17 protein-coding genes, 9 tRNA genes and 3 riboswitches are annotated in these 15,012 nt (G+C 37.5%); of the genes, 23 read left to right on the top strand and 3 right to left on the bottom strand.

Features of this window, described 5'->3' with window-relative positions:
* Positions 1–184: 184 nt before the first annotated feature.
* From ACIQ7L_RS06630 to ACIQ7L_RS06580, 11 genes are all read left to right on the top strand, one after another.
* Positions 185–277, top strand: a tRNA-Ser gene (locus tag ACIQ7L_RS06630).
* A gap of 23 nt (positions 278–300) precedes the next feature.
* A tRNA-Met gene (locus ACIQ7L_RS06625) sits at positions 301–377 on the top strand.
* Positions 378–379: 2 nt separating this feature from the next.
* A tRNA-Asp gene (locus tag ACIQ7L_RS06620) sits at positions 380–455 on the top strand.
* An 8-nt stretch (positions 456–463) separates the two neighbouring features.
* A tRNA-Phe gene (locus ACIQ7L_RS06615) sits at positions 464–539 on the top strand.
* A 9-nt stretch (positions 540–548) separates the two neighbouring features.
* A tRNA-Thr gene (locus tag ACIQ7L_RS06610) sits at positions 549–621 on the top strand.
* 6 nt (positions 622–627) lie between these two features.
* Positions 628–698, top strand: a tRNA-Trp gene (locus ACIQ7L_RS06605).
* 10 nt (positions 699–708) lie between these two features.
* Positions 709–785 (top strand) — tRNA-Ile (locus ACIQ7L_RS06600).
* A gap of 3 nt (positions 786–788) precedes the next feature.
* Positions 789–863 (top strand) — tRNA-Asn (locus ACIQ7L_RS06595).
* Position 864: 1 nt separating this feature from the next.
* Positions 865–936: transfer RNA gene (locus tag ACIQ7L_RS06590), tRNA-Glu, on the top strand.
* A 160-nt stretch (positions 937–1,096) separates the two neighbouring features.
* A complete protein-coding gene (locus ACIQ7L_RS06585) occupies positions 1,097–1,516 on the top strand; it encodes a CBS domain-containing protein (RefSeq protein WP_097897724.1) in 420 nt (139 codons plus the stop codon).
* Positions 1,517–1,926: 410 nt separating this feature from the next.
* Positions 1,927–3,078, top strand: coding sequence for a DUF3965 domain-containing protein (locus ACIQ7L_RS06580; RefSeq protein WP_400567660.1), 1,152 nt, complete (start codon positions 1,927–1,929; stop codon positions 3,076–3,078).
* A 73-nt stretch (positions 3,079–3,151) separates the two neighbouring features.
* On the opposite strand, the gene ACIQ7L_RS06575 is transcribed toward ACIQ7L_RS06580, so the two are convergent.
* The 3 genes from ACIQ7L_RS06575 to ACIQ7L_RS06565 are packed head-to-tail and all read right to left on the bottom strand — an operon-like array spanning position 3,152 to position 4,823.
* Positions 3,152–3,307, bottom strand: coding sequence for a hypothetical protein (locus ACIQ7L_RS06575; RefSeq protein ID WP_400567658.1), 156 nt, complete (start codon positions 3,305–3,307; stop codon positions 3,152–3,154).
* Between the two features lie 14 nt (positions 3,308–3,321).
* Positions 3,322–3,666, bottom strand: coding sequence for a hypothetical protein (locus ACIQ7L_RS06570; RefSeq protein WP_400567656.1), 345 nt, complete (start codon positions 3,664–3,666; stop codon positions 3,322–3,324).
* Between the two features lie 5 nt (positions 3,667–3,671).
* A complete protein-coding gene (locus ACIQ7L_RS06565) occupies positions 3,672–4,823 on the bottom strand; it encodes an SH3 domain-containing protein (protein WP_400567655.1) in 1,152 nt (383 codons plus the stop codon).
* A 677-nt stretch (positions 4,824–5,500) separates the two neighbouring features.
* Positions 5,501–5,612: riboswitch (TPP riboswitch) on the top strand.
* Between the two features lie 61 nt (positions 5,613–5,673).
* Positions 5,674–5,776: riboswitch (TPP riboswitch) on the top strand.
* Between the two features lie 91 nt (positions 5,777–5,867).
* Here ACIQ7L_RS06565 and tenA point away from each other — a divergent pair.
* From tenA to ACIQ7L_RS06505, 12 genes are all read left to right on the top strand, one after another.
* On the top strand, positions 5,868–6,563 hold the full coding sequence (tenA, locus tag ACIQ7L_RS06560) for a thiaminase II (RefSeq protein WP_400567654.1): 696 nt from the start codon (positions 5,868–5,870) through the stop codon (positions 6,561–6,563).
* Positions 6,532–7,281: an ABC transporter ATP-binding protein gene (locus ACIQ7L_RS06555; protein ID WP_400567652.1), complete on the top strand. Its 750-nt coding sequence runs from the start codon at positions 6,532–6,534 to the stop codon at positions 7,279–7,281. Before tenA ends, ACIQ7L_RS06555 begins: the two co-directional genes overlap by 32 nt.
* Complete coding sequence (locus ACIQ7L_RS06550; protein WP_400567650.1) at positions 7,278–8,030, top strand: ABC transporter permease; 753 nt, start codon at positions 7,278–7,280, stop codon at positions 8,028–8,030. Before ACIQ7L_RS06555 ends, ACIQ7L_RS06550 begins: the two co-directional genes overlap by 4 nt.
* Positions 8,027–9,022: an ABC transporter substrate-binding protein gene (locus ACIQ7L_RS06545; RefSeq protein WP_400567649.1), complete on the top strand. Its 996-nt coding sequence runs from the start codon at positions 8,027–8,029 to the stop codon at positions 9,020–9,022. The genes ACIQ7L_RS06550 and ACIQ7L_RS06545 overlap by 4 nt, the downstream gene beginning before the upstream one ends.
* Before the next feature lie 10 nt (positions 9,023–9,032).
* Positions 9,033–9,653: a thiazole tautomerase TenI gene (gene tenI, locus ACIQ7L_RS06540; RefSeq protein ID WP_400567648.1), complete on the top strand. Its 621-nt coding sequence runs from the start codon at positions 9,033–9,035 to the stop codon at positions 9,651–9,653.
* Positions 9,646–10,755, top strand: a complete 1,110-nt coding sequence (gene thiO, locus ACIQ7L_RS06535) for a glycine oxidase ThiO (protein WP_400567646.1) — start codon at positions 9,646–9,648, stop codon at positions 10,753–10,755. The genes tenI and thiO overlap by 8 nt, the downstream gene beginning before the upstream one ends.
* Positions 10,756–10,927: 172 nt before the next feature.
* Complete coding sequence (gene thiS, locus ACIQ7L_RS06530; protein ID WP_400567644.1) at positions 10,928–11,131, top strand: sulfur carrier protein ThiS; 204 nt, start codon at positions 10,928–10,930, stop codon at positions 11,129–11,131.
* 2 nt (positions 11,132–11,133) lie between these two features.
* Positions 11,134–11,904, top strand: coding sequence for a thiazole synthase (locus ACIQ7L_RS06525; protein ID WP_400567642.1), 771 nt, complete (start codon positions 11,134–11,136; stop codon positions 11,902–11,904).
* Entirely contained in the window at positions 11,897–12,916 is a 1,020-nt protein-coding gene (locus tag ACIQ7L_RS06520) for a thiazole biosynthesis adenylyltransferase ThiF (protein WP_400567640.1), read from the top strand. Before ACIQ7L_RS06525 ends, ACIQ7L_RS06520 begins: the two co-directional genes overlap by 8 nt.
* A 15-nt stretch (positions 12,917–12,931) precedes the next feature.
* Positions 12,932–13,744, top strand: coding sequence for a bifunctional hydroxymethylpyrimidine kinase/phosphomethylpyrimidine kinase (gene thiD, locus ACIQ7L_RS06515; protein WP_400567638.1), 813 nt, complete (start codon positions 12,932–12,934; stop codon positions 13,742–13,744).
* A gap of 94 nt (positions 13,745–13,838) precedes the next feature.
* A riboswitch (cyclic di-AMP (ydaO/yuaA leader) is annotated at positions 13,839–13,984 on the top strand.
* A 93-nt stretch (positions 13,985–14,077) separates the two neighbouring features.
* Positions 14,078–14,476: a hypothetical protein gene (locus tag ACIQ7L_RS06510; protein ID WP_400567636.1), complete on the top strand. Its 399-nt coding sequence runs from the start codon at positions 14,078–14,080 to the stop codon at positions 14,474–14,476.
* Between the two features lie 16 nt (positions 14,477–14,492).
* Positions 14,493–14,723, top strand: a complete 231-nt coding sequence (locus tag ACIQ7L_RS06505; RefSeq protein WP_400567635.1) for a hypothetical protein — start codon at positions 14,493–14,495, stop codon at positions 14,721–14,723.
* Positions 14,724–15,012 lie beyond the last annotated feature (289 nt).

Raw genomic sequence — 15,012 nt, 5'->3', positions numbered from 1 at the left:
GAGGTATACCCAAGTTCGGCTGAAGGGATCGGTCTTGAAAACCGACAGGCGGCGAGAGTCGCGCGGGGGTTCGAATCCCTCTACCTCCTCCATTTTATAATAATTAAAATGGAATGATTGGATAGTCAATAAAACTATTAGATGTATAAAGATAACTAAAAGATATAATTAATATTTACTTCATGGAGGTATACCCAAGTTCGGCTGAAGGGATCGGTCTTGAAAACCGACAGGCGGCGAGAGTCGCGCGGGGGTTCGAATCCCTCTACCTCCTCCATTTTTAAAATAATATTATATCATCGCGGGGTGGAGCAGTCTGGTAGCTCGTCGGGCTCATAACCCGAAGGTCGCAGGTTCAAATCCTGTCCCCGCAACCAATGGTCCCGTGGTGTAGTGGTTAACATGCCTGCCTGTCACGCAGGAGATCGCCGGTTCGACCCCGGTCGGGACCGCCATTTATGTTGGCTCGGTAGCTCAGTCGGTAGAGCAGAGGACTGAAAATCCTCGTGTCGGCGGTTCGATTCCGTCCCGAGCCACCATTTTTTTATGCCGGCTTAGCTCAATTGGTAGAGCAACTGACTTGTAATCAGTAGGTTGGGGGTTCAAGTCCTCTAGCCGGCATCATTTAGGGGCATAGTTTAAAGGTAGAACAGAGGTCTCCAAAACCTCCGGTGTGGGTTCGATTCCTACTGCCCCTGTAAGAAATATGGGCCTATAGCTCAGCTGGTTAGAGCGCACGCCTGATAAGCGTGAGGTCGATGGTTCGAGTCCATTTAGGCCCACCATATTCCGCAGTAGCTCAGTGGTAGAGCTATCGGCTGTTAACCGATCGGTCGTAGGTTCGAGTCCTACCTGCGGAGCCATGGCCCGTTGGTCAAGTGGTTAAGACACCGCCCTTTCACGGCGGTAACACGGGTTCGAATCCCGTACGGGTCATAAAAAAGAGTCAGCAATTTGCTGGCTCTTTTTTTCTTATCTAAAAGCTTTCTTCTTTTTATATACTATATCATGATTCTAAAACAGGATTATTTGTATGAAATAAATAAAGGGATTTTGGAAAAGCTATGGTATGTATTAAAAGGAGGGAATTTACAATATGACACTAGTTAGAGAATTGATGAGTACCGATATTGTACAGTGTACACCACTGGATAATGTGTATGAAGCGGCTGTAAAGATGAAAGAAGAAGCAATTGGAATGATTCCAGTTGTTGAAAATAATCAAGTAGTTGGACTTGTTACAGATCGTGATTTAGTTGTACGGGGAATCGCTGAAAAGCACCCAGGTTCGAATAAAATTACAAATGTGATGACAACAAATATTGTTTCAATATCTCCTAATGACCCGGTTGAAAAGGCAACAGAGTTGATGGCACGTTATCAAATAAGAAGACTACCAGTAGTGGAAAACGGTCGACTTGTTGGAATGTTGGCATTAGGTGATTTAGCAATCGTAGAAGCGGCTGATGATCAAGCAGGATTTGCCTTAAGTGAAATATCAGAGCATACAGAATGAAAATAAATATTGATTTTAAATATTTTTATAAACGATTTAGACGAAGAATGATGATCAGGTACATTATTCTAACAGCGACAGATAAAGTGAAACTTTAATCAGTGGGAGTTTTCTTCATCTCCCATTGGTTATTATCTCTCACCTAACTTCTTTGCTTCCATCGAATTTTGAGGTGGGAGTATTATTGCCCGCAAATAGCGGAATAAAAGGAATTGTTATAGGCGGAGAATATCGATAGTATATGTGAAAGTTTTTTTAAAATTGTTATTCCTCATAATTATTAAGATAAAAAATGATATACTAATAAATATAAGCATTATTAGAGATTCTGAATATAACAATATTAATTGTCTGTAGTTCGTTAAACGAATTGATATTTCCTATATAGAGAAATATGGAAGGAGAGTTATATGAGGGCTGTACAGAGAGATCCTAATTGGAATTTGGTTACAGATACATATGTAGAACCGAAGAATTTTGCTGATTTATTTTCTTTACTTGTACCTTGTCATCCAAAAGGTGAAGGAAAAGAGAGAACGATTTTGGTATGGAAAGAGAAAGAATTTTATAAAGAAGAGAATTTAGCTCCGTTTATCTTATATGGAATGAATAAAATGAAAAACTTGCCACAGTTCCATAAAGATGAAATTCCTACTTTAGTGCGCATTGTTCGTCTATGCCAAGAAATTGGATGGTATAAAGAAGCATATAAGTTTATGATCAATCAAAGATTAGATGAATTTGTACACACTTCAATGGAATATGAAGCATGGGATTTGTTGACACAGGTTGTGGCTTTAAATTATTTAATTATAAAATATCGGGTTGGGGAATTAAAACATGAAGATGCGGAGATTTGGAAAAGAGTAAAATTCAATGAAAAATGTATCGAAGAATGTAGTGAATTATTGTCGCATAAAGAAGTACTGGAATTCACATTCTTTTATATGTGTAAACAGGCAAAGATACTATCAAAAGAGCAATTAAATTATGACATGATGAGTCTAGCAATATATTGTAATACATACTTGAGTGATTTATATACATTTGATTTATTGGGAAAATATCGTAAGTGTACTGATTTTCTCTCATACTACGGACCTAGCCAAGCTGTTATCGCATGTCAAAAAGCTGTTATATCACAAATTGCTGATCGGCTCGATCCATTAAAAACAACGCATGTAGATGATTATTTATATGTAATGAAAGAAATGATGGAGCACATGACGATAGAAATCATGAATCGGCATGGGCATTTCATTGGAAAGCTCTTATCCTATGTGCCATTTTTTGAAATGATTCAAGTTCCGCAACATGCGTATTATTGCGAAGAGTTGATGTATGTTTGTAAAGGAATTGAATATAAGGAAGAAATATTACGTAATTATATATTTATACAATTACATGACTGTTTACCATCATTCTTTAAACTATTCCTAAAGAATAAACGCTACGCAACGATTCATGATATTTTATTCTACTGGTGTGATGACGAGCAGAGAATGAGTTTAGAGAAGAAATATAATTTGAGCTTTATTTATGAAAAATATGCTTGTGGATAAAAAACAGTCGGAGTATAGAGTCTTATGAAGATATTAAAAAAGGATCTCATGGAAGGTGAGATCCTTTTTTCGTTTAATAATATAAAGAGAAAGCAATAAGTACTAAAAATAGCATACCGTACAAAAGAAACTGAGCGTTCTTACTTCCTTGTATACCAAAAAATTCATTCGTTTGTTCGTATAAATTAAATAAGTATTGGATTGGATTGTCTTTGAAAGATTGATGCACAATGTTTCCTCTTTCTAGGTTCCTTGTTTTTCTTGTTTCTTCTGATTGCTAGGAACTCTCATATATTGAGATACAACTAGTAAAACCCCCATGAAAAATACAGGGAATATGGTAGATAAATAAAATCCACTACTGACTACATTTGTTATAAAAGCACTTAAAAGAAAAAGTATAACGTATACATGAGAAACTTGTTTCCTTAGCCGAATGCTGAATGCTTCCATCAAAATTTCGAAAATAACAAAGGTAATAATAATAGATAAAAATATAATGTTAGTATTGTAGATTAATAAACAACAGATTAAACCGAAAAAAGCTAGATATTCAATAATTAGTGGTATATTGCGATTGCGTGGCATACAATTTACCTAACTAAGTAAGGCAGTGGATCGACTGCGTTTGTTTTTTCAAAATTCCATTCTCCATTATGTAATTCAAAATGGAGATGCTGTCCAAATGAATGTCCTGTATTTCCCATATGACCTAATACTTGTCCAACTTGAACTTGATCGCCTACTTGTACAGCACGATCTTTCATGTGAGCATAAACAGTTGTATATAATTTTCCATTTATCTGATGAGCAACGAATACAGCATTGCCATAACTAGTCGAATAATAAGATTTCACAACTTTACCAGAAGCAGCTGCATGAATTGGGACATTACCTTCTGCTGCAATATCTATACCATAATGCATTTGTTCCCAACGTACATCAAATGTTGAACTGATTTTTCCTTGCGCTGGAAATTTGAACACAGCTGGAATTGAAGGAGTAGCCTGTTTAGCTTGTGATTGATTTTGTGATATATAATCTTTTGCTACATAACCATATCCTGTTCCAAAGCGAATTTTATACCAAGTACCTTCTGTTTCTACCACTTGAACTTGTGTACCGTTTTGTAAAGATCCGATTAGGGCATTATTTGTTCCAGCGCCACTGCGTACATTTAATTTAGGTGTAGCAACATAGTAGGAAGGGTCATTTTGCACAGTAATTCCCTTCACTAATGGTTCCGATCCATTAGATACAAACATTTTTTTTACATACCCAACTTGCCCGTTATGTAAGATTTTATACCAATCCCCTTGTGTTTCTTGAATCGTAATAAATTTTCCATTGGGCAATACATCAAGAATAGGAGATTCTGTATTAGGCTCAGAACGAACATTTAATGCATTTGCGTTTACAATATATTGGTTGCTAGGCTGAGTAGATTTTGTAAATGAAATAGCATCCTTTTTTATATAGCCTATCTTATTATTGATATTTACTTTATACCAGTCTTGGACTGTCTCAAGAATGGTAACAGAGGTGTTATATGGAATGCTGCCGATTGAATTGCTGCTTACGTTTGTACTTTGGTATAATTCTACTTTTTCCACGTTTACATATCCGATTTTTGCTTTAGGTATTTGTTGAGCAGATGCTGTCTGCAGATCCACTTCTGCCATAGAAGGAAGTAAGGAAGCGATTGCGACAGTAGTTGCTGTTAATGCTGTAGCTTTCATGTTCATCTAATAAAGGCCTCCTCTAGGTGTATTATTATATTTCTATTATAGTATAAAGATATAATATATTGGGTATTATTCACATAAATGTAATATGAAATCAATATAAAAATAATTTTAAACATATGGAGATATAGAATAAACTTTTCCTAACACTTTGATCACGGCTATTTGGCTATATATACATCAATTAAAAAACCCTCTTTTAGGTGGGAGAGAACATCTGGCCATGTATAGAAGCGACCAGGACCTGTTTCTGCTCCATGCAAAGTAAAAACAGAAAGAGAAAACGAGTGTAGGTTACTTTTTATTCTGCATAGCCGGGATTTAGACGTCGAAAAATGAAAATGGATGTATATAGTAATTGAATGTTTTGGAATATAAGTGAACTATACGTATTTTATAATTTTATTTATGGATGTACAATTGAGAAATTAAAATATATATACATCAATTAAAAAACAGACATAAAACCCCTCTTTTTTAGATAGGAGAGAGCATCTGGCCATGCATAGAAGCGGTCAGGGCCTGTTTCTGCCACATGCGAAGTAAAAATAGAAAGAAAAAACGAGTGTAAGTTACTTTTTATTCTGCATAGCCGGGATTTAGATGTCGAAAAATGAAAATGGATTTATATAGTTGCTGATGATTGGTAACAGTGTTATACTGACAATGGTAATTTCATATTGTGCTAGGAGAGCTGGTGTTGCCAGCTGAGAGTAAGGCCGTAAGTCTTTGATCCTCCAATTACCTGATCTAGGTTATGCTAGCGTAGGGAAGCAATTCGGACACTAATAATAGGTCCCCGTTTCTTTGCGCAAAGAAACGGGGCTTTTTTATTTGAAAAATGAATAGTGAAAACCACTAGGGGTGCTTTATAGGCTGAGAGAGGAATAATCCTTAACTCTTATGGACCTGATCTAGGTAATACTAGCGAAGGGAAGTGGAACAACAACGAATAAATATAATTTTATTTGCTGTAGCCACTTCTTATATATAGGGGTGGCTTTTTTATTTAAATAAACGGATATACAGGAAGGGGAAAGAGAAATGAAATTTTGTGAGAGATTATTTAGGACGGTGCAACCTGTTTGGGAAAAAAGCCACAATCATCCATTTGTAACTGGAATGGGGGACGGTACGTTAGAGAAAGATAAATTCCAATATTACATCATACAAGATTATTTATATTTGCTAGATTATGCGAAACTATATGCAATTGGAGTTGTAAAAGCAACAAATCCACAAGTTATGGCAAAATTTGCAGAACAAATAGACGGCATTTTAAATGGAGAAATGACAATCCATAAACAGTATGCAAAACGTCTTGGTATTTCTATACAAAAGATGGAGGAGGCAAAGCCATCCGCTAAAAATTTGGCGTATACAAACTATATGATGTCTGTTTCGCAAAATGGTACGCTTGCAGAATTAATTGCAGCACTGCTTCCTTGCATGTGGAGTTATTGGGAGATTGGAAAACGCTTAAATGATATTCCAGGAGCAAGCGATCACGAATTTTTTGGGGAATGGATTCAAGGATATAGCTCAGAAGAGTACGGGAATCTTTGCACTTGGTTAATGGATTTATTAAATGAACTAGCTGAAGGGAAATCTGAACAAGAGTTAGCTCGATTAGAAGAGATTTTCTTATATTCCAGCCGATTTGAGTATTTATTCTGGGATATGGCATATCGTAAGGAGATGTGGGGTTTTGAGGACCAAGAGCATACTACAGTTTCATAATGTTTCTTTTCATTATGATGAAAAGCCAATCATAGATGGCCTAGATGCTTCTGTGCAAGAAAAGGAGTTTGTAAGTATCATTGGACCGAGTGGCTGTGGCAAAAGTACATTATTTCGTTTAATTACAGGATTAGAGGAACCAGCGGCTGGAACGATTCAACTGACAGAAACAACGAGTCATCCTGTAGGGTATATGCCACAAAAAGATATGCTACTGCCGTGGAGAACAATTATTGAAAATGCAGCATTGCCGTTAGAATGTCAGGGTGTAAAGAAAAAAGAAGCACATCTAAAGGCAAAGGACCTTTTAGAACAATTTGGTTTACAAGGATATGAGCAAAAGTATCCAAAAGACTTGTCGGGTGGTATGCGGCAGCGAGTGTCATTTATTCGAACATTATTAACAGGCGGGGATATTTTATTGTTAGATGAACCGTTTAGTGCATTGGATGCATTAACGAAAGCTACATTGCAAGAATGGTTGTTTGAACAATGGAAACAATGGCAAAAAACAATTTTGTTTATTACGCATGATGTAGAAGAAGCACTTTTTCTTTCTAATCGGATTTTAGTGGTAACAGAGCAGCCGATAACAAATTTGACGGAGCGTATTGTACCACTTGGAGTGGATCGCTCAAGAAAAGATTTGTATAGGCCTGAGATATTAGCGTTAAAAGATGAACTACTTGGTATGTTGCAAAGGCAGGTGCTCATATGAAGCGTGTTATAGAGTTACTGCCTGCATTGATTTTGAGCAGTATCTTACTTGTAAGCTGGGAAGTGGGAGCAAGAATTGTAGATGAAATGTACATTCTGCCATCGCCGACTGCAATTATAGCTAAAATATGGGCACTCAGAGATATATTATTTACGGTTCATTTACCAGCAACGCTATATGTGGTGTTAATAGGTGTTGTTATTTCCATTGTACTTGGCGTGGGACTCGCGATGTTAATGAATGCTAGCACATGGATGGAAAGGGCTTTTTATCCATTATTAGTTGCCTCGCAAACAATACCAATTACAGCGCTGGCACCATTATTTGTTTTATGGTTTGGATATTCAATTTGGAGCAAAGTAGTTGTTACGGTTTTGATTACATTTTTCCCGATTGCGGTAAATACGTATGACGGATTACGCAGTACGAAGAAAGAATGGGAGGAGCTTTTCGTTACATATGGTGCAACGAAAAAAGATATTTTTCTAAAGTTAAAGTTGCCATCTGCACTTCCATACTTTTTTTCAGCATTAAAGATTGCAGTTCCTCTTAGTGTCATTGGAGCAGCAATCGGTGAGTGGCTTGGGGCTCAAGCGGGTCTAGGCTACTTTAGTAAACGAATGATGACACAATTAGATGGAGCAGGTGTATTTGCACCAATTGTGTTGTTATCATTGCTCGCTATTTTCTTTGTATTACTTGTTTCTATACTAGAAAGGAAATTTATTAGTTGGAGGAAACATTCATGAAGTTATTAAAACGCATCTTTGTGTTTACATTATTGGTTGCAATGATTGCAGGGTGTTCTAGTAATGCAGCATCAGAGAAGAAAGAAAAAGAAATAACAGTAATGCTCGATTGGTATCCAAACGCAGTTCATAGTTTTATCTATGCAGCGATCGAAAAGGGGTACTTTAAAGAGGAAGGAGTAAAAGTGAATATTAAATTTCCTTCGAATCCAACCGATCCATTAACGTTAGCGGCGGCAGGAAAAGTAACAGTTGGTTTATATTATCAGCCGGATGTTGTCATTGCAAGGGCAAATGAACAAATCCCGGTAAAATCAATTGGAGCTGTTGTCCGTTCGCCATTAAACCATGTTGTCTCGTTAAAATCAGCTGGCATTCAGTCGCCAAAAGATTTAGAGGGCAAGACAGTTGGGTATTCTGGAACACCTTTAAGCGAAGCATATTTGAAAACGATGATAAAAGAAGATGGTGGTAATCCAGATAACGTAAAAGTAGTAGATGTTGGATTTGATTTAGTACCAGCTTTAATTACGAAAAAAGTAGATGCTGTAACCGGGGCGTACATTAACCATGAAGTTCCTGTTATGCGCCATCAAGGACACGAACCAGCGTACTTCAACCCAGCTGACTATGGCGTACCAAATTATCATGAACTTGTTTTTGTAACAGGTGATAAAACATTGAAAAAAGATAAAGAAGCGTTGCAGGCCTTTTTACGCGGTGCGAAAAAAGGATATGACTTTATGAAAAAGAACCCAGATGAGGCGCTTAATATTCTATTAGATCATCAAGAAAAAGAAAACTTCCCACTTGTTCCAGAAGTTGAGAAAGAAAGCATGAAAATTTTGTTAGAGAAAATGGAGACGAAAGATGAGCCGTTTTTATCAGATACAAAAGAATCATGGGAAAAACAAAACAAATGGTTGAAAGAAAAAGGAATGACAAAAGAAATTGTTCCTGCCAATGAATTATTCGAAAACATTTTAAAGTAGGCGAATGGATATGAAAGACGAGCTCCATATTATCTCAAATGGTCAGATGACATTCGAAGAGTTAGTGAATGCAGCGATACAAATTGAGAGTGAAATTGATTATTTGCATATTCGTGAGCGTGAGAAAAGTACGAAAGAATTGTATGAAGGTGTGGAAAGGCTCTTAAAAAGGGGTTTTCCGGCATCTAAGCTTGTGATTAATGATCGAATTGATATAGCGATTTTATTAAATATCCCGCGTGTGCAATTGGGATATCGAAGCGCGGATGTGAGGTCTGTGAAGGAAAAGTTTTCGTATTTGCATGTTGGTTATTCTGTGCATTCTCTAGAAGAAGCGATAGTAGCGTTTAAAAACGGAGCGGATTCACTTGTTTATGGTCATGTATTTCCAACAAGTTGTAAGGAGGGTGTTCCGGCAAGAGGCTTGGAGGAAATTTCAAATATGGCAAGGCGCTTAACCATACCAATTACAGCTATTGGAGGGATAACACCTGAAAATACAGGAGAAATTCTTACGGCTGGTGTGAGTGGGATTGCTGTGATGTCTGGAATTGTAAGTAGCAGCGAACCATATGAGCAGGCAAAGCTATACAAGGAGACAATAAGAAAGTGGGCGGAAAATCATGGGTAAGAAGTATGATGTAGCGATTATTGGCGGCGGTGTGATTGGCAGTTCAGTTGCACATTTTCTAGCCGAAAGAGGATACCGAGTTGCGATTGTTGAGAAGCAAGGGATTGCATCGGAAGCATCTAAAGCAGCGGCAGGTTTACTTGGTGTGCAGGCAGAATGGGATGCGTATGATCCGTTATTTGAACTTGCTAGGAAAAGCCGTGCAATATTTCCGCAACTTGCAGAAGCTTTACGCGAAAAAACGGGGATTGATATTGGGTATGAGGAGAAAGGGATATATCGCATTGCTCAAAATGAGGATGAGAAGACGAGAATACTAGATATTATGAACTGGCAACAGAAAACAGGTGAAGAATCGTATTTTATGACAGGAGATGAGCTGCGTGAAAAAGAGCCATTCCTCTCTTCATCTATTACCTGCGCTGTATATTATCCGAAAGATGGTCATGTTATCGCCCCAGAACTGACAAAAGCATTCGCACACTCCGCTGCAATATCTGGTGCTGATATATACGAACAAACAGAAGTCTTTGATATCAAAATAGAAAACAATCAAGTCGTAGGAATTATTACGAATGAAGGCGTGATTTCCTGTGAAAAAATAGTAATTGCAGGTGGTTCATGGAGTACAAAACTCCTGCATCATTTTCAGTATGATTGGGGTACATATCCTGTAAAAGGAGAAGTTGTTGCCGTAAAGAGCCGTAAGCCATTACTAAAATCTCCTATATTTCAAGAGCGATTTTATATTGCACCAAAACGTGGCGGACGCTATGTAATCGGGGCCACAATGAAGCCTCACACATTTAACAAATCGGTACAACCAGAAAGTATTACTTCGATATTAGAGCGTGCTTATACCATTCTACCAGCTTTGAAAGAGGCGGAATGGGAAAGTACTTGGGCGGGATTACGTCCTCAATCTAATCATGAAGTCCCGTACATGGGAGTGCATGAAGAAATAGAAGGTTTATATGCTTGTACAGGTCATTACAGAAACGGTATTTTATTAAGTCCTGTTTCTGGTCAATATATGGCGGATTTAATAGAAGGAAAGCAAGGAAATCATTTGCTAGGTTCATTGTTTTCAAAGTCAATTTAGATAAAGCTATTTTGGTTTTTTAACATATAAGTTACTGCTATGAAAATAAAAGATGACCAGCACTTGTTTTCACTTGGCATGGGGCAGAAAGAGGATCTGACCGCTTCTATGCATGATGGGATGCTCTCTCCCCCCTAAAAAGAAAGGTTTTATATAGAAAGGGGATGGAAGCTTGAACTTAAAAATTAATGGCAGGCGAGTAGAGGTACCAGCAAGGATTAAGACAGTAGCAGAATTGCTTACACATTTAGGATTAGATACAAAGATTGTCGTAGTAGAACGTAACCAAGATATTTTACAAAAAGAAGACCATCAAGATACATCTGTTTTTGATGGAGACCAAATTGAGATTGTAACTTTTGTAGGAGGCGGTTGATTATGTTAAACATTGGATCATTTTCATTTCATTCTAGACTTTTATTAGGAACAGGTAAGTTTGCGGATTATGATGTACAACGAAAAGCAATTGAAGTATCAGAGGCAGAGATTTTAACATTTGCAGTACGCCGTATGGATATATTTGATGCAGAACAACCAAATTTATTAGAAAAAATTGATGTGAAAAAATATACATTATTACCAAATACAGCAGGAGCAAAAACTGCTGAAGAAGCTGTTCGTATTGCAAAATTGGCAAAAGCTTCCGGGCTATGTGACATGGTAAAAGTAGAAGTTATTGGTGATGACAAAACGTTATTACCAGATCCAGTGGAGACTTTAAAAGCATCTGAAATGTTGCTTGAAGAAGGTTTTATCGTTCTTCCTTATACATCTGATGATGTTGTATTAGCTCGTAAATTACAGGAGCTCGGTGTGCATGCAATTATGCCAGGTGCTTCACCAATTGGTTCCGGACTTGGAATTGTAAATCCATTAAACTTAAGTTTTATTATTGAGCAAGCAACTGTACCAGTTATTGTTGATGCTGGTGTTGGTAGTCCAGCTGATGCAGCATTTGCAATGGAATTAGGAGCAGACGGTGTTTTATTAAATACAGCTGTATCTGGTGCGAAAGATCCTATTAAAATGGCAGAAGCAATGAAACTAGGCATTCATGCGGGACGTTTAGGATTTGAAGCAGGACGTATTGCACGTAAGCGCTGCGCAACAGCAAGCAGCCCGTTAGAAGGAATGAGCGTAGTTGAATAGTCGATATTCTCGCCAAGAGTTATTTTCTCCAATTGGGGAAAAGGGACAGCAAAAGATAAGTGAAAAGCATGTATTAATCATCGGTGCTGGGGCGCTTGGTAGTGCGAATGCAGAGATGCTTGTAAGAGCCGGTGTAGGCCATGTGACAATTGTGGATCGTGATTATATTGATTGGAGTAATTTACAACGTCAGCAGCTGTATTGTGAGGAGGATATAAAAAATAATCTTCCAAAAGCTGTGGCTGCCAAAAGGCGCTTGCAAGCAATTAATAGCAATGTAACTATAGAAGCTTTTGTTCAAGATGTAACAGCAGAAGAGTTAGAACACCTTGTTACAAATGTCGATGTGATGATTGATGCGACTGATAATTTTGAAACACGTTTTATTGTGAATGATATATCACAAAAACATGCGATTCCATGGATTTACGGGGCATGTATAGGAAGTTACGGCCTTTCTTATACGATTTTGCCAGGAAAGACGCCATGTCTAGCGTGTTTATTACAATCCATTCCGCTTGGCGGAGCGACATGTGACACAGCAGGTATCATTTCACCTGCTGTATCTCTCGTTGTTTCTCATCAAGTAACGGAAACTCTTAAAATGTTAGTAGAGGATTATGAAGCACTTCGGGATGGACTTGTATCGTTTGATGTATGGAAAAATGAATATTCATGTATGAATGTGCAGAGGTTACGCAAACATAATTGTTCTTCGTGTGGAGCGGGAGCAATTTATCCATATTTGAGCCAAGAAAATACTTCAAAAACGGCAGTATTATGCGGAAGAAATACGGTACAAATTCGTCCTCCTTACAAAGAGAAGCTGGATTTTAAACGGTATAAAGAAATATTACAAGGGCGCGTAGCGGATTTAACAGTGAATCCTTATTTATTATCATTTTCAGCTGAAGGAAAGAGGCTGGTTGCTTTCCAAGATGGACGCGTTCTCGTGCATGGAACGAAGGATATGGTAGAAGCAAAAACAATGTATCATCGTTATTTTGGATAGAAAAGGATGAGTGAGATGAAAGTGAATAAAGCTTTAACAATTGCTGGATCTGATAGTGGCGGCGGTGCGGGTATTCAAGCAGATTTAAAAACATTTCAAGAGCTTGGTGTATATGGAATGACAGCTATTACGGCCATTACTGCACAAAATACACTTGGTGTACAGGGTGTATATCCTGTTACCCTTGAAGGGATTCAAGAACAATTACATTCAATTGGGGCGGATCTAACACCAGATGCTGTTAAGCTTGGTATGCTATTTAGTAGTGAAATTATTAAGGTCGTTGCAGAACATATTAAAAAATTTGGCTGGAATAATATTGTGCTAGATCCTGTTATGATTGCAAAAGGTGGTGCGTCGTTATTGCAACAAGAAGCGGTGCAAGCATTAAAAGAGTATTTACTGCCATTAGCGACTGTTGTAACGCCGAATGTACCAGAAGCAGAAGTATTAACGGGGATGGAGATTCATAATATAGAAGATAGTAAAGAAGCTGCGAAAGTACTGCATAAATTGGGAGCTCAGTACGTTCTTATGAAAGGCGGACACGCAGAATATCAAGGTAACGAAGTAATAGATTTGCTTTTCGATGGCAAGCAGTTTATTGAATTTAGAAGTGAACGTATTGATTCAAAACAAACGCATGGAAGCGGCTGTACATTTGCGTCTGCAGTTACAGCAGGACTGGCGAAGGGATACCAGATGCAAGAGGCAGTTCAAGAAGCGAAAAGATTTATTAGTATAGCGATTGAAGAGCCATTAAATATTGGAAGTGGTCATGGACCAACCAATCATTTTGCATACAAGCGTCAAGAAATACGTGCATAAATATTCCAATTTTGATGAGGAAGTCAGTTGTATAACTGGCTTTTTTTATTGTTTACTTTTTCCATATTTAGGAGTATTATATCAGCCAGAATCTGTTTTTGAAACGCTGAGTCCAATATATGGAGCGGAGGAACCAATTGGTGCATCGTCACTTGGGGTGAATCTTTCATGATGAAAGTAGGGCTACTCTCAAAGCCCGAATCCGACAGCTAACTTCGTAAGCGTATTGAGAGAGGATGGTGCATGGATGGATACATCGCTTCATCGGTCTGATTAGTATAGGAGAATATCAATTTTCATGTGAATTCTTTTATGCTAAGGAGGATGATATACATGGATGAGGAAAAAGAATTAACGCTCATTTGTGTAGGGGAAGAAAATAAGGTAAATAGTTTAAGAGAATTAGTATCTTTTCAAAGTGATTTAATTATTTTTACAGTAACTGAACAAATAGCAGCGGAAGTGCGGGCTTGCGGATTTGAATCAACCTATTGCTGCAACAAAGAACAGAATGTAACGAGTATTTGTAACGGAATAAAGAAAGTAATCTTGCTAGGAGATGAACTTCCAACGGTTAGCTTTTTTACTGAACGTATTCGCTTTTCTTTTCAAGCGCCTATTACAGTTGTCACAAGGAATAAAAGGTATCCAGTAAGGCTCTATCAAACAATTGGAGCTAAATTTGTAGTGTTTACGAATTGTGATAATATTTCTTTTTTATTTTTTGAATAGGGCGGAGGAAGCGAAGATGAAGGTGTTATTACTTGGAGATATAGCACATCGTTGGGCGGTATCAGTAGAGCGAGTTCAAGAATTGGCTGCGCTAGATCCTATTTTTCCAAAACCATATATGATATTACCATCAAAAGATAATTTGTATTTAGAAACAGATATTATTGCGTATGAAAAGATGCATGTGGAACTGACACAGGTCTATATCCGTGGGAGAAGTTTACGGAGGTTTTTACGTAGAGAATAAATGTAGAATGAAGAAGAGAGCAGAACGAGTCCAGGGTACTATCAAAAAGTATTCAGGTTCATTCGCTCTCTTTTTATTTTATATATACATCAATTAAAAAACCAACATAAAACCCCTCTTTTTAGGTGGGAGAGAGCATCTGGCCATGCATAGAAGCGGTCAGTGCCTTTTTCTGCCACATGCGAAGTAAAAACAGAAAGAGCCAACGAGTGTAGATTACTTTTTATTCTGCATAGCAGGGATTTAGATGTCGAAAAATTAAAATGGATTTATATATTAAAGAGTTATT

Source organism: Bacillus sp. NPDC094106 (assembly GCF_044764345.1).
Classification (GTDB): Bacteria; Bacillota; Bacilli; order Bacillales; family Bacillaceae_G; genus Bacillus_A.
Note: the sequence above shows the minus strand (reverse complement) of the source record. Positions and strands in the feature narration are given on the sequence as shown.